Genomic DNA, 24341 nt, shown 5'->3' on the forward strand with positions numbered 1-24341 from the left:
GCCAGCGTGCCTTCCGGAGTCGATGCCGACCGTGCCGTGGATATCCCCTGATCAGACGGTGTACGTCGGTAAGGTCGGCCGGGTATTTGGCTACGGAGGGGGACGGTGCGGATGCGGTTCGTGCGGATGATCGCCGGAGTGCTGCTGTTGGTAGTGGGAATTCCGGCGCTGTTCGCCGGTGGCGGGCTGTGGCTGGTGACCCGACACGCCGACCCCGGCGGGTCCTTCGCCGCCCGTTTCGAAACGGTCCGCACGCCCGGTCACGCGATCGTCGTCACCGACCTCGACCGGTTGCTGCGGCAGGAGGCGCCCTTCGCGCGTACCGCGCAGACCCGGCTGCGCCTGGACGCCCGCACCACGGGCGGGCCGGCCTTCGTCGGACTGGCGCCCACCGCCGAGGTGCGTGGCTGGCTGGAGGCGGTGCCGCACGCCACGGTCCGCCGGGTGGCGCTGGCCCGGGGTCCGCTGCCGGTCCGGCTCGATCCGGCCGGACCGGCCGCCGACACCCCGGGCGTCGGGACGACCGACGGGCCGGTCACGCCGCTGGGGCGGCCCTTCTGGGTACGCGAGGGGATCGGCTCGGTGGAGTGGAGCGCGGACGACCTGGCCGGCGCACCCATGAGCCTGGTGGTGATGCGCCCCGACGGCGAGGGCGACCTGGCCCTGGACCTGCGCGCGGAGTTGCGGGCCGGGTGGACCGCCCCGGCCACCTGGGGTCTGCTGACCGTCGGCGTGCTGCTGGTGGTGTGCGCGGCGCTGCTCCTGCTACGGCCACTACGGCCACGCGAGGTGATCTTCGTGGTCGAGCCGGACCAGGTGCCGGTGCTCGCCGGCCGGCTCGGGGTCACCTCGCTGAGTGGCCTTGGCGCTCGCCAGCTCCATCCGACCCCACCGTTGCCGGCACGACAACTCGCCCCGGTCGGCTCCGCAGTTCCGGAACCCGCGCGCTCGGCGATCGGCGCGGCACGCGCGGCCACCCTCGCCGACCTGGACGAACCGGTCCGGCTGCCCCGCCGGCCGGAGGTGACGCTGAGTCTCGCCTGGCCGCCGGCCGACGTGGACGAGCCCACGGCCCGACCGGTGGCGGCCGCACCGGATGACGGCCCGGTCGGATGACGGCCCGGCCCGTGGCAGTGGGTGAGACGGCGAGTGGCCCTCCGCGCTGCCGACGCGGAGGGCCACCCTCACCGGGGGATCGGTGCTACCCGAGCGGCGCTTGAGGTAGATGAGGACAGATTAGCGCCGAACATGGTTACTCGGGAGGTCTGTCCAATTGGTGCGATTTTCCGCCGCGAGTCCCGAGCGCACCGGCAACGCCACCAACAGCAGCAGGCTGAGCAGCACGTAGGTGTTCTGCACGACGAAGTCCACCGGATCGTGAGTGCGGACCGCTCCCGCGCCCCAGGCCTGGAACGTCACCACGCCGTAGATGGTCACGGCGGTGATGCCCAGCGCGAGCCCGGCCAGCCACCGACGCCGGCGTGCCTCCTCCGGGCGGTCCGCGCTCAACGCCGCGTCGGCGAGCAGCACCACCGCCGGCACGAACCAGTAGATGTGATGGGTCCAGGTGATCGGGCTCGCCAGGGAACCGACCAACCCGGTCAACGTCAGGCCGGTCAGCGGGTCACCGGCCCGCGCCGCGCGGGCGGCCCGCCACAGCCCGTAGCCGGCGACCGCGGCGACCAGCAACACCCAGAGCAGCCGGTCCGGCTTCTCCGGCTCGGTGAACCGGCTGAGCAGGCCGAACAGCGACTGGTTGCCGACGATGTCGGTGCGTCCCACCCGCTCGGTGGTCCACAGCTCGTGTGTCCAGAAACGCCACGAGTCACGAGGGGCGATCGCTGCCGCGAGCAGGGTCGCCGCCGCCGCGGTCGCGCTCGCCACCGCCGCCGCCCGCCACCGCCGGGTGGCCAGCAGGTACACGATGAAGATGCCGGGAAAGAGCTTGAGCGCCGTCGCCAGCCCCACGCCCACCCCGGCCCAGCGTCGCGCCTGCGGTACCGCGAACAGCAGATCGGCCAGGATCAGCACGATCAGCAGCATGTTGATCTGGCCGAAGGTGATCGTCTCGCGGATGCTCTCCACCGCCAGCACCAGCAGTACGGCGGCGACCAGGGTGAACGTCCGGGGCAGGTCGTGTCGGGCGATCACCGGCGCCACCAGCCACCGGGTGGTCAGCACCACGGCCAGCACTGTGAGCGCCGTGAAGATCGCGACGGTGGCGCCGAGCCGCAGCAGACCGAACGGCCACAGCAGCAGCGCGCTGAATGGTGGGTAGGTGAAGTACAACTCGCCCTGCACCCGGTCGGGCTGGACGTAGTCGTAGAGCGGGTGGCCGACGCGCCACCAGTCCATCGCGGACATGTAGATCTTGAGATCGAAAAAGTTGTGCACGAGGCCGGGCAGGTACAGCGCTGGCAGCACAGCGCCGAGGGCCACCACCGCGACCAGACGACGGACCGTACGGCCGCCGGGATCGTCTTCGGTGACGGCGGGCGGTGCGACGGGTTCTGCTGGCACCCCGAAACCCTAGCGGTCCGGTCCGCCGAGAGCGCGCAGCCGCCGGGCGTGGGCTGCGCGTAGGCTGTCCCGGTGGCTGATCTCCTCGTCTGGATCGACTGTGAGATGACTGGGTTGGACCTCGGCAGGGACAAACTGATCGAGGTTGCGGCACTGGTCACCGATCCCGACCTCAACGTGCTGGGTGACGGTGTCGACGTGGTCATCCACGCCGACGAGGCGGCGCTGGAGGGGATGCCGGAGATCGTGCAGACCATGCACGCCAAGTCCGGCCTCACCGAGGAGGTCCGTCGTTCGGCGGTCACCCTCGCCGAGGCCGAAGACCTGGTCCTGGACTACGTCCGCACGTTCGTCAAGGATCCGCGTACCGCTCCGCTCTGCGGCAACTCGATCGCCACCGACCGGAGCTTCATCGCCAGGGACATGCCCCGCCTCGACGCCCACCTGCACTACCGGATGATCGACGTGTCGTCGATCAAGGAACTCTGCCGCCGCTGGTACCCCCGGGTGTACTTCGGCCAGCCGCAGAAGGGTCTCGCGCACCGGGCGCTGGCCGACATCCGGGAAAGCATCCGGGAGTTGGAGTACTACCGGCGCACCGTCTTCGTTCCGCTGCCCGGCCCGGATGTCGAGACCGCCAAGGCCATCGCCGCCGAACTCTGACCGCGCCGCCTCGTCCCGGGGAGCAGGGAACCCGCTGGACGAGGTGCGTCGCGGTGTGGCTATTATTGGTCCGCACCCCGCCCGGAGCGATCGACCGGGCGACGGCGGCATGGTGGCTGTAGCTCAGTTGGCAGAGCACCGGGTTGTGGTCCCGGTTGTCGTGGGTTCAATTCCCATCAGTCACCCAGCGGTTTCACTGCTCAGGCCCCCTCCTCGGAGGGGGCCTGAGTCGTTGTGGGGGCGAAACAGGGGGACCACGCGAAAGCCCCCTCCGAAGAGGGGGCTTTCGTCGGCTGGCTCAGGCGGTCGGCGTGGGGGACGGGGTGACCGTCCCGTCCGGGGTCGGGGTGGTGGCGTCCGGGTCGGCCGGAGGCTCGTACGGAAGGGCGCTGCCCTTGACGTACTCGTCCCAGCTCATGTTCCAGTCGGTCCAGCCGTTGCCGTTCTGGAGCTTGCGCTCGGTGCCCTTGACCGTGATCGGGTCGCCGATCTGGGTGTTCTTGAAGAGCCAGTCGCCGTTGGTCATCGACACGTTGACGCAGCCGTGCGACACGTTCGTGGTGCCCTGCTGCCCCTCGGACCAGGGTGCCGCGTGGATGAACTCCCCGCCCCAGGTGAGGCGCTGCGCGAAGTCGATCTTGGTGCGGTAGCCCTCCTCCGGGCCCAGCTCCTCGAACGTGTCGAAGACCGTCTTGCGCAGCTTCTCGATCACGACCATCGTGCCGCTGGACGACGGTGTGCTCTTCTTGCCCAGGCTGACCGGGATGGTCTTGATCACGGAGCCGTTGCGGGTCACCGTCATCCGCTTGGTCTTGTTGTCCACCGTCATGACCACCGCCGCGCCGATCTTGACGTCCACCGAGAGGTCGGCGCGGCCGTACCAGCCCGCACCCATCGGCAGACCACCGGCCTGCACCCGGTAGGAGACCTTGCTGTTCGACTTCCAGAACTCCTTCGGCCGGTATCGGATCTCGGTGGGGCTGACCCAGTGCCAGATCCCCTCCTGCGCCGGGGTCGAGGTGACTGTCATCCGGCGCTGCACGTCGTCGCGGTAGTCCTCCGGGATGGCGCGGCTGAACTTCACGATCAGCGGCATGCCCACCCCGACCACCTGGTTGTCACCGAGGAAGCTGCTCACCCGTACCTGATTGCCGGGCTTGGCCATCGTGGTGAAGGTGCTCGTCGCGGTGGCCGGGCGTCCGTCGTCGCCCTTGGCGGTCACGGTGGCCGTGTAGCTCGTGCCGTAGGCCAGCGCGCCGGTCGGCAGCCACGACTTGCCGTCCTTGGCGAGGGCGCCCTCGACCGCCTTGCCGGCGGCGTCCTTCAGCTCGACAGCGGTCTCCACGGCGTCCTTCGTGGTGAAGGTGATGCCGGTGGACGCGGGCACGTCCTTGGCGTCGGCCGCCGGCTCACTGATCGTCGCGGCGGCCTTCGGTGCCGGGTTCTCGCCGCCGCCGTGCCACGAGGACGGCTTGCCGCCGTCGCCGTCGGTGCAGGCCGAGGTGAAGGCCAGCGCCACGGCGAGAAGCCCCGCCGCGAACACGCGGCGTCGCCCACCGGGCCTGATCAGCTGGTCCTGGCTAGCTCGCATGAATTCCCTCACAGTTGTGGTCGCTGCCCCATCGTCTCTTACTGACGCGCCAGAGCCGACCCCGGTTGCCGAGGGTGAACCGAAACACGCCATCAATTGTGCCCGAATCCTGCTACTATCCGGCGTTTCGTGAGCCTGGTTCGTCTCCGTACCGGGAGCGCGGGGGTCGCCGCGCCGTCATCGAGCGGCGGGAGTGCAAGGGTACGCCGGCCCGGCCAACGGCCGAGCCGGCGCAACGAGGCCGACGGCTCAGACCGCCGGGCCGGCCCCACCACTGGGCACCGGCAACGCGCTGCCCTTGATGAACTCCGACCAGCTCAGGCTCCACGCCGTCCAACCGTTACCGGCGGCGATCCTGCGCTCGGTGCCCTTGATCGTGATCGGGTCACCGATCCGGGTCTTGCCGAACAACCACCTGGCGTTCGCCATCGACACGTTCACGCAGCCGTGCGAGACGTTCTGCCGCCCCTGCACGTGCTCCGACCAGGGCGCGGCGTGGATGTACTCGCCACCCCAGGTGAGCCGCTGGGCGAACTGGATGTCGGTCACGTAGCGGTTGGCCGGATCCGGGTCGTCGCGGGTGTCGAAGACAGTGGCTTCCTTCTTCTCCATCACCACCATCGTGCCGCTCGACGACGGTGTGCTCTTCTTGCCCAGGCTCACCGGAATGGTGCGTACCGGCGCGCCGTTCTCGTACACCGTCATCTTCTTGTTGGCGTTGTCGACCTTCATCTCGAACGACCGGCCGATCTTGGCGGTGGCCTTGCGGTCGATGTCGCCGTACTTGCCGTTGCTCAGCGGCACCCCCGCCAGCGCGATCCGCACGGTGATGGTGGTGCCCGGCTTCCAGTACTCCGGGGCCCGGTAGTAGGCCTGCGTGCCATTGCTGACCCAGTGCCACGCGCCCGGCTGCGGCGGGTCGGTCCGGACGAACATCCGCTTCTGCACCGCCGCCCGGTCCTTCTTCGGGATACCCGGGTGGAACTCGGTGACCACCGGCATGGCCACCCCGTAACTCTTGTCGTCGAAGAGGTACAGGCCCGAACCGATTGTCGACTTCGGCTTGGCCATCGTGGTGAAGCTGCTGGTGCCCTGGCTGCTCGTGCCGTCCGACGCGCTCGCCGTCACCGTGGCCGTGTAGCGGGTGCCCCATTTCAGCGGAGCGGATGGCACCCAGGACGAACCATCGGTACGCAGCTTGCCCTCGATCGAGCCGCCGCCGTCCGCCGTCAGGGTGACTGCGGACACCTTCCCGCCGTCCGGGAGCTTCGCGCTGATCTCCGTGCTCACCGGCCGATTCTTCGTGCCGTTCGCCGGGCTCAGCGTGAGCGCCGGCCCACTCGGTGTGCTCGGCGTCGAAGGTGCGGCTGAGCCAGGGGTGGCGCTCACGTCCGAGGACGCCCCGCCAACGAATTCCGGCTTCTTCTCGTCGCCGCCGCATCCGGTCAGTGCCAGCGACGCCGCCAGAGTCAGGGCGCCCACCACCGCCCCGGCTCGCGTGAACCGTGCCATGCCCACCTCTGTTCTCGCGTACCTGGCGGACATCGTGCCGCATCACCGCCGCAACCCACGCCCCGATCTTGGTGGCGGTGGCCGGTTTGGGGCTTTTTGCCGGCAAAGCTCGACCGAAGGGGGGACCCGGGGAACCGAATTGGAGCCCGTGTTCCAGGGGTGCTAATGTTCTCTCCGTTGCCGACGAGCGCCGCTAGCTCAACTGGCAGAGCAGCGGACTCTTAATCCGCGGGTTCGGGGTTCGAGTCCCTGGCGGCGCACCAACGATCAAGGCCCTGACCTGGTGGTTCACACTGGGTTAGGGCCTTTTTCGCGTACGTCGATGGTGGGTGGATGCTCGGGAGCCGTTGGACCCGGCGACCCGGCGGCGAGCACGACACCACCGCTGCGCGTACCCATCCGGAGACCCTCCCGGCGCTGCGAGCCGCCGCCGACGACCTGCGCGCCATCGGTGAACGCGGAAACTCGCTGCTCAAGACCACATTCAAGGCACTCCGGAACGTCAGCCTCAACCCATGGCGCATCGGCGAGATCGTGGCAGCCGCCCTCGCCCTGCTGCACTTCGACCATGCCCGAACCACATGATCACCACCCGTGATCAAGTCCTTGCACGGAATGGCTCAGTAGCCTCGGTCTTTCAAAGCTCATCGACACCATTGCATGAAATCCGGCGACTCGGCCGGAATGGTTGCGAAACCGTGGCCTCCACGCCTCCACGCCTTCGCGCCGAGGAACCGGACCTGCGTGCCGCGGGTCGAGGTGGAGTCCGGTCAAAGTGGGCAGAGTTGTGGATGTGCCGACAAATTCAAGGCATTGACAATGATCACGGCTCGCGGCACACTTTTCGCAGCCGCCGGGCGCAGGCGTCGGGTCCTTTATTGCAAGTTTGTTTCCGAGTAGTAAACGTAGATTGGTCCGCGTCCCCACAGCGATGGTGGGGAATGCGTAGATCCTCGTAAGAGTATCTGGACGTTGATGGTTACTTCGCCCTGCCGGGCGTTCTCGCGTGCCTGCGGGCGGATTTCTGCCGCTCGTGCCTCGCGGTCTCGACTCGTCACTGAAGGCCGGGTGTCGTAATCGTGGACGATGCAGTTGACCCCGGCCCAAATCCTGAGTTGGCCTGTTCGTTTCCCTTGGATCGGAGATCTAGTGCGCATCGCCTTCCTCACCACAACTCAGCATGGTCACCTCAACCCGTACATTCCGGTGGTCAATGCGCTCCAAGCCGCCGGTAATGAGGTTGTGCTGCTGTTGTTGTCTGCGGACGGTGGCGCGCTCGGCGAGCAGCGTCGCCAGGCCCTGGGTGCGGCGGAGGTCCACCTGGTCGGCCAGGTCGAGATGGCCCCGTGGAGCGACGATCCGGCAAAGATCGGTCCGATGCTCGAATCGTCACCGGTGGCGGACCAGGTGGCTGATGCGCTGCGGGCGACGGCACCGGACTTCGCGCTGCTCGATTCGCTGCCGGTATTGGCGGCAGCGATGGCCGGGGCGCAGGCATCGGGTGTGCCGTACGGGATGATCTGGGCAAACCTGGGCGGGGTATGCCCGAAGGAGCGTCGCCAAGGTCGCTGGCTGTATGACGAACAGGTTGGCGACTATCTGACCAGGCGCGGGGTGTTGTGGTCGACCCGGACTCATTCGGCGCGTTCGCCGCTTCTCAATCTGATGCCGACGATTCCCTCGCTCGTCGGGGATGAGGCGGTCACCGACGACGGTGTGCAGCTGGTCGGGTTGCCGGGTGCGGCAGGCAAGCGCGGTGACGAGGTCGCCTTTCCCGGCCTGGAGGAGATCGGCCCCGGTCGCCCGCTGGTGTTCGTCTCCTTCGGCACGATCTTCTTCAGGCGGCCCGACCTCCTACGCACGGTGATCATGGGAGCGGTGAAGACCGGTGCGCAGGTGGTCGCCGCGGTGGGAGATCTCGCTGAGGAACTCGCGCTGCCCGCCGACGTGCTTACCGCCCCGTACGTGCCACAACGTGAGGTGCTTGAGCGCGCCGACGTGTTCATCACCCATGGCGGCTACAACTCGGTGGCGGAGTCGATCCGGGCGGCGACACCGATGCTGGTGATCCCGCTAGCTGTGGATCAGCCAATCCAGGCGTACTTCGTGGAAACCGCGGGCTTCGGGACGGCATTGGAGCCGGCCGACGTCTCAGAACAGGCGGTCGCTGACGCTGTCACCGATCTGCTTGATCCCGACCGGAGCTACCGGGCGCGGCTGCGCGCGGCGCAGCCCGAGTGCGGCGATTCCGCCGCGCGCACGGCAGAGATGGTCATCAGCACGGCCGAGAAGCTACAGCGAAAGGGGGAGCAGTGACGATAGAACTGCAGCGGCCGGTGGCCGACCAGATCGTGTTCGATGATCTTGAGAGCTTCTCATTCCGGGTGGACCGCCGGGCCTACACCGACGACGACGTGGCCGCACAGGAGATGACCAAGATCTTCGATCGCTGCTGGTTGTACGTCGGGCACGAATCCGAGGTGCCCGCGCTGGGCTCCTACGTGTCACGTGATGTCGGAGGGCGCCCGGTGGTCATGGCGCGCGGCTCCGACGGGGTGATTCGAGTGTTCGCCAACAGCTGCCCGCACCGCGGGGCTCTGATCTGCTCGCAGTCAGCCGGGCAGGCCAGATCTTTCCGGTGCCCGTACCACGACTGGACATTCTCCAACCAAGGCGACCTGGTCGGAGTTCCGCTTCCGGACGGGTACGGCCCAGGCTTCCGCAAGTCCGACTTCGACCTGGCACGGCACCGTAGCGACAGTTACCGGGGTTTCGTGTTCGCGACCTTCGATCCTGAGCAGCCACGCACCTTGACCGGATATTTGGCGGGCGCGACGGAGTACCTCGATCTGGTCGCCGACCAGTCCGAAGTTGGAATGGAGGTGATCCAAGGTGCGCAATTGCACGGGGCTCGGGCCAACTGGAAGCTCATGATGGAGAACAGTGTCGACATCTACCACTTCCGCGCCCTGCACAAGCGTTACGTGAGCTACATCGAGTCGCTCGGGACAATGGCGCCGCGACGACGTGGCGGGTTCGCCCGCGCTCTCGGCCGGGGGCATGGCGCCAATGAGTTGGTACCGGCGGCAGCTCGACCGCTCGCCTATTGGACGCCGATGTTTCCCCCTGAGGTCAGGTCGCGGATGGAGGCGACGGCCGCACGGTTCGTCGAACGGTTCGGCGCCGAACGCGCCCAACGGATCACCGGCGCCAACAGGGCGTTGATGATCTTCCCCAATCTGATGATCATCGACGCGATCGGGATAACCATCCGCAAGATCGACCCGGTCGGCGCCGGCCAGATGTCGATCACCTCTGTCGCGCTGGCCCCCAAGGACGAGGATCCGGACATACGGGAACTGCGGAAGAGTCACTACCTGACCTTCCTCGGTCCCGCCGGCTTCGCCACCCCCGACGACATCGAGATCATCGAGTCATGTCAACGGGGCTACCTCAATCGCACGCTCCGCTACTCGGACCTGTCACGCGGTATGGCCAAGGAGGTCCCCGAGACCACCGACGAGCTCCCAGCCCGCGAGTTCTGGCGGCAGTGGGACCGGCTGATGTACGACGGCGACGACCACGAGGAAGCTCACCACGTCACTCAGCGGGCCGAGAGGCAAGGGGCGCAACGGCGATGACCACCGACACGATCAACACCGAACTGGTGGTTGACGAGACGGCCCAGATGCGGTTGTGGCACCGGGTGAGCCAGTTCCTCTTCCGTGAGGCGCGGCTGCTCGACGAGTGGCGCCTGCGCGAGTGGTACGACGAGATGTTGACCGACGACATCCGCTACCTGGTGCCGGCCACCGACGTTCGGGGCGAGTCGGCCGATGCGCTCGGGCTCATCGACGACAACGCCGCCCGGCTGCGCCAGCGGATCGAGCAACTCCTCAACGGCGAGGTGTGGTGCGAGAACCCCCTGTCGCGGACAAATCGGATGATCAGCAACGTGGAGGTTCTGGCTGATCGGGGCACGCACCTCGATGTGGCGGCGAATGTCGTCGTGTACCGGTTCGGGCACGGGCGCTCTGACTCTTACGTCGGAAAATGTCGGCTCGAACTCGCCGTCGAGGGCGAGTCGTTCCGGGTCCGGCGACGTCTCGTGGTGCTCGACCACGAGAGTCTTCGCGAACACGGAAAGCTCAGCATCATCCTCTGAGATCTGACAGAGACACGGCCCTGCTCGCAGCTTTGGCGCAGGGGTGGGTCTAGTTCAGGCTGCGCCGCACCTGCCGCGCTGATCGGTGACGTCGGTGGCGGCGCGGGCCGGCTGGTCGCTGCCTTCTCGATGGGTACTGACATCTGCGCCCGCGCTGCTGCTCGTCGTCTCCGTGGCGTCGTAGGAATCCACCACTGTCCGACAGGCCACCTGGCAACACGAAGGAGTGATCGATGAACCAGCCGCTTGCCCGACATGAGCGGGGTGAGGCCATGTTCAAGCACGTCTTCGGCCGCGAACCCCGCCCAGGCTCCTACCCCGATTTCCTGCAGCTCACCATCGACCACTTGTTCGGTGAGATCTGGACCCGCCCGCACCTGAGCGTCGAGGAACGCGAATTGATCGCGCTGACCGCGGTCACCCTGGCCCGGACCGACTGGGAGTTGCGCGGCCACATCGGCGCCGCCCTGCACCTCGGGATGCCACCAGAGAAGATCATCGAGATCATCATCCAGCTCGCCTACTACGGGGGCTGGCCGGTAGCCAACAACGGGCTGCGGATCGCCCAAGAGGTATTCGCCGAGCTCGCCCCTGGCAAGGACACCGACCATGACCAGTGACCCTGCTTCCCTCGACGCCGCAGTCAAGGTCGATCTCTGGCGCCAGCGGTTCTTCGAGGCCCAGGCGGCCGCCGAAGAGTTCATTCTAGGCGTGCACGGCGATGAGGGTGTGTCCGCGTGGATCCAGGCGAACTCCCGCATCACCGCCGACCTCCTGCAGTCGCAGCGGCCCGCCGGAGAGTCTGCCACCGTCCACTTCATGAACCGGCTGCAGCGCCAACTGCTGCTCTACGACTCGGCAGTGACCAGCGAGCCCCAGCCTTCTGGCACCGTCCTGCGCAACGCCGAATGTGGGATCCTGCGGTACCGCAAACAGGCCGCCGCTGCCGGCGTCAAACTGACTTTCGCATCACCATGCCCGTACTGTCAGGAACTCAACACCGCCATCGCCGCCCGTTACGTCGAATCGGACGTCACAGTGTCGTGCGAACAGGCAGGCGACGGATGCACCTGGCGCGCGGAATCCCTTCACGCTTCAGGGGGGCGGCGCGGCCGAGTCACCTGACCGGGGCGGCATCTCAGATTAAAACGACAGCAGCGCCGCCGGTCGTCGGCTGTCGGCCGGCGGTTCGACATCGAATCTTGGAGAACCCGCTGCTCGGCTTCCCACGTTGGGAATCCGGTTTCTGCTCTGGAATGGAGACCGCCGATGAAGGCATCAGTGGTTGTGCCGACATTCAACTCGTCCGTGTTGCTGGACAGATGCCTTCGCACGTTTCGTGCACAAACTCTGACTGTCTCCGATTCCTTCGAAGTGCTCATCGTCGATGATGGATCAACCGACCTGACTGCGGAGACGGCGCAGCGTCACGTGACAGCGGACTCCCGGTTCCGCTACCTGCATCTGCCTCGTTCGGCAACGTCGTCCAGAAGTGCCGCAAGAAATCGTGGTGCAGAAGAGGCGACCGGCGACATCCTGATTTTCGTGGACGGCGATCAACTGGTTCCACCCACCTTCGTCGATCGGCATCTTCGTCACTACCGAGTCATTGGCGCCAAGAAGGCCGTCATCGGCTTCAGAAAGTACCTGCGGACTCCGGAAGCGTTCGACGATCGCTTTATGAGAGACGGCGGTGAGGAATTCCTTGGCGGCATAATCAAGAGCGACATCAGGCTGGACGTGCTGAGTCGCCTGAGTGATATCGGTGTCGGCGATCTGAAGACCTCGTGGCATCTGTTCTTCACCTGCAACGTCTCTGTTCCACGCGTCGACTACAAGCGCGTCGGTGGATTTAACGAGGGATTTCGAGGATGGGGCCTGGAGGATTCCGAGTTGGGGTACAGGCTGGGCCGCTCCGGCACCCAGCTCGTCTTCGACGAAGAAAGCTTCGCCTACCATCAAGGGCCACCGCTGAGCCCCAACATGTCTGTATATGAGGGCTGGCTGAAGAACTTGAGCCTATTCATCGCGCTGCACAAGGAAGTTCCCGAGGTGATCCTGCAGGCCATGCTTGCGCCAATCTTCAACCCTGCGGTCGGCGCCAACTGGATCGATCTTTACGAGCAGTTCGAACTTTGCGCAAGGTCGACCCCAGCGGCCTTTCCTGGTTCACGGGTTGAGGTTAAGGAAGGTGAATTTTCTGTTCCTGTCGCGTAGGCAGGGTTGGGGTACGGGTCCGGGGCGAATCCATCAACGTCTGCGCCTACATGTCCCTACGTCATTCAAGAGTGATGAAGTACAAGTTGGACCCACAGTCGTCGATGTTGCCGGCCCCGGTCAGCGCGTCGCGTGCAGGGCTCTGCCATGCGCCGATAGGGTTCACAGCCGCACGGGAGGCGCCTGGTGGTGACGATGCACGAAAGGTCTGTGTGGGCGGAACTTGTCCACGGCCACAGATCGCGCCTCGGCGGGCGAATGAGAATCTTGCACCTGGTGCCCAAAGCCGGCTCGTCGCTGGTCTCGTCCGCCGTGATGATCCAGATTGCCGCAGGGATCCTGCCGGTCGCGTTCATCCTCGCCACCTCGGCCGTGGTCGCCCGAGTGCCGGACGCAGTAGCCGGCGGGCTCGGCTCAGCGGCCTGGAGCGATCTTCGGACCAGATTGATTCTGGCGGCGGCCGCGTTCTTCGGAGTGCAGTTGCTGCTGCCGGTACAGGAACTGCTCGGCAACCTGATCCGCCGTCGCCTTGACGATCTCGTCCGTGACCGGTTGATGGCGGCCTCCCAGGCGAGCGGTGGCGTGGCCGTCATGGAGGATCCGGAGCTGCTCGATCACGTCGCTGACGCCACGGACCGGCTGCGGACCGAGATGTGGTCGCCGGGTGCCGCGGGTGCCGGTCAGATCGCGCTGATCTCGCGGTACCTGCAGACCGTGCTCGCCGCCGGGGTCACGTCGGTCGCCTTCGTGTGGTGGGCCGGGCCGGCTCTGCTCGTCGCGGCCCTGACGATCCGCTTCGGCTACCGGCTCGGCCTGTCGGTGTTCACCGAGGTCTTTCGGAGCACCGCCCGGCTGCGGCGCCGCGGCGAATATCTCCGTACCATGCTGCTCCAGCCCGCGGCGGCGAAGGAGTTGCGGGTCTTCGGCCTTCTACCTTGGTTGAAGCAGGAGTACACGACGGCCGCCATGGACGCCGTGCTCCCCGTCTGGCGGGCCCGGCGCCGGCTGTTCTACGGCCCCTACATACTCTATGTTCTTGTCGCCTTCGTACTGCTGGGCGTGCTGCTGACGGGAGCGGCTCAGGCAACGGCGGCCGGACTGCTCGGCTTGGGCGGGTTAATACTCGTGTTCCAGGCGTCCCTGGCCGCCATGAGGATCGGCGGGTTCATCGCCGAGTCCGATGTGGCGACCGAGCAGGGCCTCAATGCCTACCGGTCGGTGGAGCGGATCGAGAGGATGAGCGAGGCCGACGCCCGCACCACCGAGAGCGGCAGGGGCGATCCGGCTGGACTGCCCAGGACGGTGCTGCGATTCGACAAGGTGTCCTTCGCCTACCCGGGCGGGCCGCCGGTGCTGAACGGCCTCGACCTCACCATCGAGGCGGGCCGATCGCTGGCGATCGTCGGCCTCAACGGCGCAGGCAAGACAACCCTCGTGAAACTTCTGGCCCGGCTCTACGAACCGACGGCCGGGGCGATCACCGCTGACGGCGTCGACATTCGGACCTTCCCGGCAACGGCGTGGCAGCGCCGGGTTGCCGCGATCTTCCAGGACTTCACCCACTTCGAGTTGCCGGTGCGCGACAACATCGCTTTCGGCGCGATCGAGATGCTCGCGGAGCCGGAGCGTGCCGACAAGGTGGTCCGGGCTGCCCTGGAAAAGGCCGGCGCGGCGGATTTCGTCAACCATCTCCCCCGCGGCCTGGAGACTCCACTGTCGCGGCGATACGCCGGCGGCGCCGAACTGTCCGGCGGGCAGTGGCAGCGCATCGCCATCGCCCGTGCTCTCGTCGCCGTCGACGGTGGCGCCAGCATTCTCGTCCTCGACGAGCCGACCGCCAACCTGGACGTGCGGTCGGAGGTGGCGTTCTTCGAGCGATTCCTCGACCTGACCCGGGGCGTCACCAGCGTAGTCATCTCGCACCGGTTCTCCACGGTGCGTCGAGCCGACCGGATCGTCGTGCTGGAACACGGTCGCGTCGTCGAGGAGGGCACCCACGAAGAGCTGCTCGCCCTCGACGGTCGCTATGCGGAGCTGTTTCGGCTGCAGGCTGCGCGGTTCACCGAGGAGGAGGTCGAAGGCTGTGAATAGAATACTGCGCAGTGCCGGCGCGACGCTGGCCTCGGCGTGGCGACTCAGCCCGGGAAGGCTGATCACCGCCGCCCTGTTGATGATGCTCGGCGCCGTGAGTGGACCGCTGCTGGCGCTTTTTCTGGGTGTGGCGGTCGACGCGGCCCTCGACCGGCGGACCGATGTCGCGGTCTGGACGGCAGCGGCTGCCGCCGTGAGTGTCCTGCTCAGCCTGACGATGGAGCACTTCGCCCACATCTTCTTCTTCGAGCTCGGTGATCTGCACAGGCAGGACACCGAACGTCAGCTCGGCGACCTGGCGCACGGGCCGGTCGGGCTGGCGCTGCACGAACGGCGGGACGCCGCAGATCGCTTCGAGCTGCTCCGACAGCAGTCGTGGACGCTGGGTCAGAGCGTGCAGACCGTCCTGACGATCGGGGTGCTACTCACCCAGATCACGCTGACCGCCGTGCTCCTCGCCCGCATCGAGCCGTGGCTGCTCCTCCTGCCGATCTTCGGTGTCCCCCCGCTGATCGCCGGGCGGCTGGCCGAGAAGCGGCTGGGACGCGCCGAACTCGTGACCGCCGAGTCGACCCGCATGAGCTGGCACCTGTTCGATTTGGCCCTCAGCTCGATCGCCGCCAAGGAGATTCGGCTCTTCGGGCTCGGCGGAGAGCTCCGCCGCCGCCATGGGGTGGTCCGCCGCGAGGTGGACAGCCGCCTGCGCCGGGCTGAATTTGCCGGCGCGGCCCTGCGGTTCACCGGTCAGCTGATCTTCGCGCTCGGGTACATCGGCTCCATCGTCCTGGTCGTCCGCGCCGCTATCGGCGGCGAGCGCACCGTCGGCGACGTGGTCCTCGCCATCACGCTGGCCGTGCAAACCAACGCGCAGGCCGCCGGCGCTGTCGCGCTTGCCCAGGCGCTGCAACGCAACGCCCGCGCCTTCGGCTGGTTGAGCTGGATCCGCGATGCCACGCCGCCGGAACCCGGCCCGCCGGCTGACCAGACACCGCCCGCCGTCCTCACCCACGGCATCGAGTTGCGTGACGTCGCGTTCCGCTACCCGGGCACCGACACCGACGTGCTGCAGGGCCTCAGCCTGCGCATACCTTCCGGCACGATCGTCGCCATCGTCGGCGACAACGGTTCCGGCAAGTCCACCCTGGTCAAGCTGCTCTGCCAGTTCTACCGGCCGACCGCAGGCGAGATCACCATAGATGGCGTCGACCTGCGGCGGCTCGACCCGCTGGGATGGCGCCAGCGGATCTCCGCCAGCTTCCAGGACTACCTCCGGCTGGAGCTGCGGGCCAGAAGCAGCATCGGCCTCGGTGACGTGCCTCGACTCGACGAACCGGGGGCGGTGGAGCGGGCGATTCGGCGAGCAGACGCCGGGGAGGTGATCGACCGGCTGCCGATCGGCCTGGAGACCTATCTTGGCAAGTCCTACGACAACGGCGCTGAACTGTCGGGCGGGCAGTGGCAGCGCATCGCGTTGAGCCGGTCGATGATGCGCGACGATCCGCTGCTGCTGTTGCTCGACGAGCCCGCCGCCGCCTTGGACCCGCTGACCGAACACGCCTTGTTCGACAGGTACTCCGACGCGGCGCGTGACGTGGGAATCCGTACCGGCGGCGTCACCGTCTTCGTGTCACACCGGCTCTCGACCGTCCGGATGGCGGACTTGATCCTGGTCGTGTCGGACGGGCGGATCGCAGAGTCCGGCAGCCACAACGAACTTCTGGCGCTCAACGGGATGTACGCGGAGTTCTTCAGCCTGCAGGCGGCCGCATATCGCTGATCACCACGGCTTCGCAGATGTCGCCGTACACGGAGAGTGGTCGCACTCTGTCGGGAGGCGAACGCCGCGACGCTCACCCGCAGTGACCCGTCCATGGTGCGGCTGGTCGGCACGTTGGAGGACCGGGTGCGCCGCGACGTGCCGCACTGTGCCTTGTCAGCGCTGGGCATCCGGGTGGTTGTCGCGACGGGTGGTGCCTGGTCGGGCTTGCCGGGTCGTCCCGCAAGCCTGACCCAGGTCACCGGAGCCAGCGGATGCGTTCTTCGACTCCGCGCAGCGCTCGCCGCCATACGGTGCAGGCCTTGCTCCCGACAGGGACACCAGTTGGCGACGTGCGCCCCGCCCGGCCGCAGCGTCGCGCCGGCACGTTGGTGTGGCGGCGGGTGTCGGGTCGAACGGGGTGGACCCGGCCGGCCGGGTCCACCCCACGTGTCATGTGCCGGCGGGCCGGCGGCCGGCCCGCCGCTCCACTACTCGGACTTGCCGAACGCGTCGACGTCGGTCAGCTCGGCCGACAGGGCCCAGAGCCGCTCGGCCGCCTCGCGGTCGGCGGGGCCATCGAAGGTCTTGACCACCGCGCACGCCTGGCAGTAGCCGCCGCCCGCATCCGCCAGTCGCGGTGCCGTCGCGGCCCAGACCTGGGTCGCGGCGCCCTGCTCGGGTGCCCGGAACTCGGGCAGCAGTGGGGCGCCGTTCTCGTCGATCCAGCCGGCACCGACCATCTCCTCCTTGGAGAGGTGCCGCTGCAACGGGGTGAGGATGTAGCCGGGGTTCACCGAGAAGGCCCGCACCCCGGCTGCCCGGCCCAGCCTGTCGAGTTCGGCGGCGAAGAGGATGTTGGCCGACTTCGACTGGCTGTATGCCGCCCACTTGTCGTAGCCGTTCTCGAAGTGCACGTCGTCCCAGTTGATGCGCGGGGTCTCCCCGGCGCCCGAGGCGACGACGACGACGCGCGCGCCGCCTTCCGCGGTCAGCGCCGGCCAGAGCCGGTTGACCAGGGCGTAGTGCCCCAGGTGGTTGGTCGCGAACTGGGCCTCCCAGCCCTCGCCCACCCGGGTCAGCGGGGCAGCCATGATGCCCGCGTTGTTGATCAGGATGTCGATGGGGCGGCCCGCGTCGAGGACGCGGTCGGCGAAGCGCTGGACGCTGCCGAGGTCGGCGAGGTCGAGTTCGTCGACCTCCACGCCGGCGATCCCTGCGACCGCCTCCCGCGCGACGTCCGTGCGGCGGGCCGGAACGAGGACCCGGGCGCTGGCGGCCGCGAGGGCGCGGGTGGTCGCCAGGCCCAGGCCGGAGTATCCGCCGGTGACGATGGCGAACCTACCGGAGAGGTCGATGCCGGCGAGTACCTCGGTCGCTGTGCTGTCGATCCCGAAACCCAGGTCGTCAGGCTGATCAGAAAGGGTCATGTTCAACTTTCCGGTCGGGCACCGCTACTGCTGGCGCGTGGGTCAGGCGGGGTTTTCGACGCGGTAGAGCCGCTGCGTCATGCGTGGGAACAGCAGTCCCTGCAGAATGCCGATGCCGGCCGCCACCGCCGAGGTGAGCGTCACCAATAGGTGAAGCACCGTGAATTGTAGTCCAAAAAGGATCCCGTGGTGACGATAGGCGTAGCCGTAGGTGCGCTTGTCGAGCCCGATGCTGATCCCGGTCAGCACCGCGGCGGCGAGGAGAGCCCACGGGCCGAGGACCACCGACGAGACCAGCGCGATCACCGCGGCGAGAAGGAAGGCACTGCCCAGTGCCCGATATCCGGTGCCGGCACCCCCCGGAAGCTTGTTCAGCCGCAGCCAGTTCGGCGCGCCGAGCCGGGTGCGGTTGAACACCTTGGTCAGCATCACCCGCAGCGTGCCGTCGTGGTCGTGCCGTCCCCGGATGGTGGGTACGGCCTTGACCTCGTACCGGGCGTTGAGCCGGAAGCCGTAGTCCTGCTCCTCGGTCCATCGGAGTCGGTCGTTGAACTCGCCGATCTCCAGGAACGTCTCCTTCTTTATCGCGAACAGAGCCGAGTGCAGACCCGGGATGGCGCCCTCGACCTCGCAGAACCAGACGTACTGCTGGATGGCGCGGTAGCGCTTGACCAGGCTGTCGGGAAACATCGGCTCGGCCCGGTACATGCCGCAGATCGCGCCGAGTCGCGGCTCCTCCCGCAGGTGGTCCACCGCCCGCTCGACCGCGTCGGGATCGAGCGCGACGTCCGAGTCGACAAAGAACAGCACCTCACCCTTGGCGTGCCGGGCGCCCAGGTTCCGCGCCGTGGAGACCCCACTGTTGACCGGCACCTGCGACACCGTGACGTCGAGCGCCCGCGCGATCGCCACCGAGTCGTCTGTGCTTGCGTCGTCGGCCACGATCACCTCGACGGCCGGGTACGTCTGGTTCTTCGCCGCTCTGATGCACTCGCCGATGGTGCTGGCGTAGTTGTAGTTCGGAATGATCACGGAGACGAGTGGCTGCTCGTTCATCGGGCTCCAACCTTTCTTTCTTCTCATCGGTGTTGCCGTGCCGCAGTGCGCCCGCGAAGGGTGGTGAAGAGAACCTCGTACGCGTCCAGCGACGCCGCCATCGAGAAACGCGCCCGTGCCGCCCGGGCCTTCTGCTCCTTCCAATGCCGCGGCACCGCCGCCAGTTCGGAGATGGCCCGTTCCAGCGCTTGTGGATCCCGAGGCGGGACCACTCGGCCGAATCCGGTCGCGGCCACGGGGTAACGGTTGCCGGGAAGATCGGTCGTCACCGACGGGATGCCGCTCATCATCGCCTCGGCCAGTACGGTGCCGAACGAACTGGCGACCGCCGGCAGCGCGAACACGTCGACCGAGGCGTAGAAATCGTTGACCTCCCGGCCGCGCAGCTCGCCGAGGATCCGTACCCGGCTGTCCCGGTCGATCTCGGACTGCACCGCCGTGAGATCGCCACCGGTCACCTCGTGGTAGTTGCCCGCGATCAACAGCCGGGCGTCGGGGTCGGCGATCCGCTGGAACGCCCGGACCAGATAGCCGATCCCTTTGTCCGCCACGATCCGGCCCAGGAAGCCGACGTGCAGGCGGCCGGTCTCGCGGTATCGGGGCTCACCGCCCCGCCGGTCCAGGCACGGCGGCGCGATCGGGGTGAAGTTGCGGTTGCGGATGACCGGCCAGAATCGCGAGGCGTGTGCCTGGTCGTGGCTGCTGGCCACCACGGCGGCGGAGCGGCGGATGGCCGCTCGGGAGGCGACGTCCGAGGCGCGTGCGAGGGCCCGGCCCGACCAGCCCGCCGGCTGGTGCGGGTCGCTGTGCAGCATGCTCACCACCGGTACGCGGCGGGCCAGTGGCATCAGCAGGGCCGCCTCCGGCATCGGCAGGTTGAGGTGCAGCAGCGACGAGCTGCGTGCCAGCTGGCCAGCCAGGATCGGGTAGCGAGGGGCGAAGATCGCCTGCCTCGCCCGCATCAGCACCGGGGAGCGGTAGATGTCCACCCCGCCGACAGTGTCCCGCAGCGGCAGTTCGGGATCGTGCTGGGCGGTGACGACGGCGACCCGCCAACCCCGATTGGCCATTCCCTCGGCGATGCTGCGTGCGGTCTGCGTGAATCCACTGACGTACGGCTCGTAGTGGGTGGCCGCTAGCGTCAGATCGTATTTCCTGTCCGGCATGGGTACCGCATTCTCTGAGGTATCGCTACGGCCGATTACCTAATCCCTGAGCACATTAGTGGTTCGCCTGTGACCAGCTTCTTGGCGATTTCTTGGGGGCCGGTGAGTCGGCATTCGTGGGCTCCGGACCCGTCGCCGCCACCGCGGGCAGGGCGGGAGCTGCCGCGGCCGGGTGCCGCCGGATGACCGCCGCGGTCACCAGCAGGCCGACCCCGGCGGTGGCGAGTTCGCTCAGCGTCACCACGACCCGGCTGATCAGCGCCACCACCCCGGCCACCGGAATCGGCAGGATGACACTGAGCGCGGCCGTCACCACCACCTCTCGGACGCCGATGCCGTCAGGGGCGAAGACGGCGATCACCCCGGCGACCGCGCCGAGGCCGAACGCGCCCAGGCAGAGCGGCAGCGCACGCAGCGGCGGCGCCCCCATCGCCACGGCGAGGACCCACAGGTGGGCGCCCCCGATCACCCACGCCAGCAGTTGGGCGACGACCGCCTGCCGGATGCCGGTGCCGCAGATCGCCGTCGGCGGCTCCGGGCGGCGGCGCAGCCGGCCGAGCAGGGACGCCGCCCCGCCCACCAGACCGGGGCGGATCAGGACCGCGGCCACCGGCAGGACGGCCAGCAGGAGCCAGCCGGACGACGCGCCGAAGACCTCCGGCCCGGCGGCCAGCCCCACGGTGGCGCCGGTCAGCAGGCTCACCACCAGGGCCAGCAGCCAGGCCGCGCTCATCCGGCCCGCCGGTACGCCGATGGCCCTGCCCATCTCGACGCTGACCAGGAAACCCATCACCTTGCCGGGCACGTACTTGACAAGCTGTCCGAAGTAGAAGATCCGGGCCGCGTCCACGGCGGAGACCCGCTCGCCGACGCCGGCGAGCATGGCCCGCCAGGAGACCATCGTGGCGACCAGACCGGCGGCATTGGCCAGGACGGCCAGCGCCGCCATCGTCACGACGAAGCCGGGCCGCTGCCCGCGTAGCGTGCCCGCGACCGTGGACCAGTCCTGACCGCGCAGCGCGAGCACGATGAAGACCACGGTCACCGCCAGCAACAAGCCGATGAGCACCCGCCGGGCCGCCGAACGCCAACGCTTCCGGGGCACGGCGGTCACTGTCACGTTGATTCCGGGGAAGGCCTGCGGTGCGTCCAGGTCTTTTGTTGACAAGCGACACCTTCTCCGATCGTGGAAAGGAATCGAGCTGGTGGCTCACGCTAACCGCGAACCGCTTGCTTCTTCCTTGTCCGACGGTTCGCCGGTCATTTCTCCCTCGGGCCCGGCAAAGCGTTCCCGGGCGTACAGCCGCAGCAGTTCACCCATTCGGTAACTGCCCGGCGTCGAGGTCTCCAACAGCTGCGCGTCGACCAGACGCTCCAGGATGCGTTCGGCGTGTGCCTCCGAGCGGGCGAGCACCTGAGCGGCGGTCGACCGGCTGAGCTCCGTCATAGGCGACGTGCCCAGCAGCTTGAATGCCTCGGCGATGGCGCGCTCGGAGCGGTCCGAGCTGCCGGAGAGACGGTCGTAGGAGCCGGCCATGCTGGTCCGCAGGCCGACCCCGTCGAACTCGAGATTGTCCAGCCGGCGGCGCTCGTCGGCGAGCCGGTCGCGCAGCTCGGCGAGCGGCCATCCGGGGCGGGCCACGAGGCGGGCACCGACGATACGTAGCGCCAGCGGCAGGCACTCGCACCACTCGGCGATCGCGGTCGCGGCCTCGGGCTCCGCCGCCACCCGTTCCGCCCCGACCCAGTGGCTCAGCAGCGCGATGGCGTCCGGGACGGTGAGCGGTCCGACGCGTAGCTGGCGCACGTCGCTGAGCCCCGCCAGCGGCTGTCGGCTGGTCACCAGCGTCCCGCAACCGGCGCCGCTGGGCAGCAGCGGGCGCACCTGGGCGGCGTCGACGGCGTTGTCGAGCACCAGTAACAGCCGCCGCCCGGCGACGACAGAGCGGAACAGGGCCGCGGCCTCGTCGACCTGCTCCTGGTCGTAGCTCATGCTGACCCCGAGGGTGCGCAGCAGCCGGGCGAGCGCGTCGACCGGCGTCAGTGGCTTCGCGTCCACGCTGGTGCCGCGCAGCGCGATGTACAACTGGCCGTCCGGGTACCGGCCGCTGAGCTTGTGCGCGGCGTGGATTGCCAGGGTGGACTTCCCCACCCCGGCGGTCCCGTAGATCGACACCACCGGGGCCGAGTCCCCCGTGCTGGCGAGGTTCAGCCAGTTCAGGATCGGCGCGAGGTCGTCGTGCCGGCCGGAGAATCGGGCGATGTCGGCGGGTAGCTGCCGCGGCACGTGCCGGATCGGCGTGGCGACCGGGCCGACGTTGCCCGGGTACGGCTCGTCGAGTTCGCCGCGGAGGATGGCGACGTGAAGGTTGCGCAGCTCGGGGCCGGGCTCGGCGCCGAACTGCTCGACGACCTGGGCGCGGGTGTCGACGTAGTACTGCAACGCCTCGGGGGTACGTCCCATCGCGCAGAGCGCCCGCATCTGCAGCGACACGAGCGGTTCGGCGAGCGGATACGAGCCGAGGATCCGGGCCAGCCGCTCGGCGACCGCCTCCGGGCTGCCGAGCCGTAGCTCCTCGGTGCCCCAGGCGCCGGCCAAGCTGATCAATTGCGATGCCACGCTGCGCCTGACCCGGTTGGCCCAGTCGCTGGCCAGGGTGGTGAGTGGATCCCCCCGCCACAGGTCCATCGCCTCGCGCAGCGCGGCGATCCGCTCTTCGTCGCTGATCCGAGTCGCCGCGCGGCCGGTGTCGATGAGGCCGTTCAACCGGTGCAGGTCCACCTGTTGGCGCTCGACGTTCAGCACGTAGCCGTCCCCGTGGCGACTCAGGCCGATGGGTTTGCCGGAGCCGTCGTCCACCTGCGCCAGGGCCCGGCGGAGCCGGGCGACGTGGGCGTAGAGGGCGCTGCGGGGCGCCTCGGGCGCCGCCGGCCCCCACACCCGTTCGGTCAGGGTGTCGATCGACACGGGTGTGCCGGCGTCCACGGCAAGGGCCGCCAGGACCGCACGACGCTGACGTGGACCCACGTCCAGCGGGCCCCCCGCTGACTCCACCTCGATGGGTCCCAGTAGTCGGATCCTCACATGCTCTCCCCGGTCATCACGTCTGACGACGGCCGGCGTACTAATGGACGCCGGCCGGTGTCCGGTACCTCTGTCGGAAGCGCGCGTCGAGTACGTAGCGCAGGCCACCACTCAACGCGCCCGCGGAAATCGCGAGACTGTACAGAAAACTGAGTAGCGCGCTCGGCGGCACCATCCGCCAGCCCGCGGTGCGTCGGACGTAGTTCAACAGGGGGAGGTCGACGCCGATGAACCACGTCAGGAAGGCGACCGGAACGGCTGCCAGGTAGGGGGAGAGCAGCGCCAGGGGGAGGCTGATGGTGGCCAGGAAGGCGGCCGCGACCTCGGCGGGCCGGTGGGTGGCCTCTCGCTCGGGCTTCAGCTCGCGTTGCTTCAGGACGAGGGGAACCAGTGAGCCGGCCCGCCGGTACAGCTTCCGCAGGATCGAGGACAGCTGGTCGTCGTCGTCGTGGTACCCGACCACGGACAGGGTGCGGATGACCGGGTGGTGCTCCGCGATCCGGAGGCTGAACTCGTGGTCCTCGTTGGCGTACTGGCCGAGCAGCCGCTCGTCGAACGCCCCGATCTCGTCGATGACCCAGCGGGGCACGGCGCCGCTGGCGAAGTGGCCGGTCCGGGCCGGCCCGAGCTTGCGGGTGGCGCGGTAGTGGCCGTAGAGCACCTGCACCCACTCCACCACGCCGTCGTCGATCAGGGGGCGGTCGCCGTAGACGCCCCAGACGGCTCCGTAGGACGGGTTCTCCTCGAAGATCTTCACGGCGTTGGCGACCGCGTCGGGGGCAAGGGCGACATCGGAGTCGAGGAAGAAGAGGATGTCGCCGCTACTCGCGGCGATGCCGCGGTTGCGGGCGGGGCCGGCGCCGACGTTGTCGGTCAGTTCGATGAGTGTGCAACCGAGTTTTCCGACGATCTCCGGCGTCTCGTCGGTGCTGGCGTCGTCGACGACGATGACCTCGACCGACGGGTGGGTCTGGTGCAATGCCGAGAGCACGCTCAGGGCGATGGTCTTTCGGCCGTTGTGGCAGGGGATTACCACTGACACCAGTGGCGTCTTGGCGGGCTTCATTGATGCTCCTCGGGCAGGAATTC

At 68.2% G+C, this 24341-nt stretch carries 19 protein-coding genes, 2 tRNA genes and 1 pseudogene; 13 read left to right on the top strand and 9 right to left on the bottom strand.

Going from position 1 to position 24341, the window contains the following annotated elements:
* The first annotated feature begins 111 nt into the window (after positions 1–111).
* Complete coding sequence (locus PSH03_RS33125; RefSeq protein WP_372494949.1) at positions 112–1116, top strand: hypothetical protein; 1005 nt, start codon at positions 112–114, stop codon at positions 1114–1116.
* A 120-nt stretch (positions 1117–1236) separates the two neighbouring features.
* On the opposite strand, the gene PSH03_RS31020 is transcribed toward PSH03_RS33125, so the two are convergent.
* Complete coding sequence (locus PSH03_RS31020) at positions 1237–2520, bottom strand: glycosyltransferase 87 family protein (RefSeq protein ID WP_238691198.1); 1284 nt, start codon at positions 2518–2520, stop codon at positions 1237–1239.
* 72 nt (positions 2521–2592) lie between these two features.
* On the opposite strand from PSH03_RS31020, the gene orn reads away from it, so the two are divergent.
* Together orn and PSH03_RS31030 are read left to right on the top strand one after the other, a co-directional pair.
* Entirely contained in the window at positions 2593–3183 is a 591-nt protein-coding gene (gene orn, locus PSH03_RS31025) for an oligoribonuclease (RefSeq protein WP_210780988.1), read from the top strand.
* Between the two features lie 112 nt (positions 3184–3295).
* Positions 3296–3368 (top strand) — tRNA-His (locus tag PSH03_RS31030).
* Between the two features lie 113 nt (positions 3369–3481).
* Here the strand turns inward: PSH03_RS31030 and PSH03_RS31035 are convergent.
* Both PSH03_RS31035 and PSH03_RS31040 read right to left on the bottom strand, forming a co-directional pair.
* Complete coding sequence (locus PSH03_RS31035; protein ID WP_238691199.1) at positions 3482–4774, bottom strand: L,D-transpeptidase; 1293 nt, start codon at positions 4772–4774, stop codon at positions 3482–3484.
* 249 nt (positions 4775–5023) lie between these two features.
* Entirely contained in the window at positions 5024–6286 is a 1263-nt protein-coding gene (locus PSH03_RS31040) for a L,D-transpeptidase (RefSeq protein ID WP_210780990.1), read from the bottom strand.
* 187 nt (positions 6287–6473) lie between these two features.
* Here PSH03_RS31040 and PSH03_RS31045 point away from each other — a divergent pair.
* The 10 genes and pseudogenes from PSH03_RS31045 (at position 6474) to PSH03_RS31090 (ending at position 16536) form a co-directional block, all read left to right on the top strand.
* Positions 6474–6549: transfer RNA gene (locus PSH03_RS31045), tRNA-Lys, on the top strand.
* A 64-nt stretch (positions 6550–6613) separates the two neighbouring features.
* A pseudogene (locus PSH03_RS33130) lies at positions 6614–6871 on the top strand (IS5/IS1182 family transposase); the annotation flags it as partial.
* A gap of 564 nt (positions 6872–7435) precedes the next feature.
* Positions 7436–8602 (top strand): nucleotide disphospho-sugar-binding domain-containing protein, encoded by a 1167-nt coding sequence (locus PSH03_RS31055; protein ID WP_238691200.1) that lies wholly within the window; start codon positions 7436–7438, stop codon positions 8600–8602.
* Positions 8603–8622: 20 nt separating this feature from the next.
* Positions 8623–9927 carry an aromatic ring-hydroxylating oxygenase subunit alpha gene (locus PSH03_RS31060; protein WP_210780992.1) on the top strand — a complete coding sequence of 435 codons (1305 nt, stop codon included), beginning with the start codon at positions 8623–8625 and terminating at the stop codon, positions 9925–9927.
* Positions 9924–10451, top strand: coding sequence for an aromatic-ring-hydroxylating dioxygenase subunit beta (locus PSH03_RS31065; protein WP_210780993.1), 528 nt, complete (start codon positions 9924–9926; stop codon positions 10449–10451). The genes PSH03_RS31060 and PSH03_RS31065 overlap by 4 nt, the downstream gene beginning before the upstream one ends.
* A 233-nt stretch (positions 10452–10684) precedes the next feature.
* Entirely contained in the window at positions 10685–11071 is a 387-nt protein-coding gene (locus PSH03_RS31070; RefSeq protein WP_210780994.1) for a carboxymuconolactone decarboxylase family protein, read from the top strand.
* A complete protein-coding gene (locus PSH03_RS31075) occupies positions 11061–11576 on the top strand; it encodes a hypothetical protein (protein WP_238691201.1) in 516 nt (171 codons plus the stop codon). The genes PSH03_RS31070 and PSH03_RS31075 overlap by 11 nt, the downstream gene beginning before the upstream one ends.
* A 144-nt stretch (positions 11577–11720) precedes the next feature.
* Complete coding sequence (locus PSH03_RS31080) at positions 11721–12668, top strand: glycosyltransferase family 2 protein (RefSeq protein WP_238691202.1); 948 nt, start codon at positions 11721–11723, stop codon at positions 12666–12668.
* A 195-nt stretch (positions 12669–12863) separates the two neighbouring features.
* A complete protein-coding gene (locus tag PSH03_RS31085; RefSeq protein ID WP_238691339.1) occupies positions 12864–14759 on the top strand; it encodes an ABC transporter ATP-binding protein in 1896 nt (631 codons plus the stop codon).
* On the top strand, positions 14695–16536 hold the full coding sequence (locus PSH03_RS31090; RefSeq protein ID WP_238691203.1) for an ABC transporter ATP-binding protein: 1842 nt from the start codon (positions 14695–14697) through the stop codon (positions 16534–16536). Before PSH03_RS31085 ends, PSH03_RS31090 begins: the two co-directional genes overlap by 65 nt.
* 470 nt (positions 16537–17006) lie before the next feature.
* On the opposite strand, the gene PSH03_RS31095 is transcribed toward PSH03_RS31090, so the two are convergent.
* From PSH03_RS31095 to PSH03_RS31120, 6 genes are all read right to left on the bottom strand, one after another.
* Positions 17007–17945, bottom strand: coding sequence for an oxidoreductase (locus PSH03_RS31095; RefSeq protein ID WP_238691204.1), 939 nt, complete (start codon positions 17943–17945; stop codon positions 17007–17009).
* Positions 17946–17987: 42 nt separating this feature from the next.
* Positions 17988–19001 (bottom strand): glycosyltransferase family 2 protein, encoded by a 1014-nt coding sequence (locus PSH03_RS31100; protein WP_210780999.1) that lies wholly within the window; start codon positions 18999–19001, stop codon positions 17988–17990.
* Between the two features lie 23 nt (positions 19002–19024).
* Positions 19025–20167: a glycosyltransferase family 4 protein gene (locus PSH03_RS31105; RefSeq protein ID WP_210781000.1), complete on the bottom strand. Its 1143-nt coding sequence runs from the start codon at positions 20165–20167 to the stop codon at positions 19025–19027.
* A 55-nt stretch (positions 20168–20222) separates the two neighbouring features.
* Positions 20223–21335 carry a lysylphosphatidylglycerol synthase domain-containing protein gene (locus tag PSH03_RS31110; protein WP_238691205.1) on the bottom strand — a complete coding sequence of 371 codons (1113 nt, stop codon included), beginning with the start codon at positions 21333–21335 and terminating at the stop codon, positions 20223–20225.
* 42 nt (positions 21336–21377) lie between these two features.
* A complete protein-coding gene (locus PSH03_RS31115) occupies positions 21378–23195 on the bottom strand; it encodes an AfsR/SARP family transcriptional regulator (protein ID WP_238691206.1) in 1818 nt (605 codons plus the stop codon).
* 97 nt (positions 23196–23292) lie between these two features.
* A complete protein-coding gene (locus PSH03_RS31120) occupies positions 23293–24318 on the bottom strand; it encodes a glycosyltransferase family 2 protein (protein ID WP_210781003.1) in 1026 nt (341 codons plus the stop codon).
* Positions 24319–24341 lie beyond the last annotated feature (23 nt).

Origin of the sequence: Micromonospora salmantinae (assembly GCF_022230905.1) — a bacterium.
Lineage (GTDB): Bacteria > Actinomycetota > Actinomycetes > Mycobacteriales > Micromonosporaceae > Micromonospora > Micromonospora salmantinae.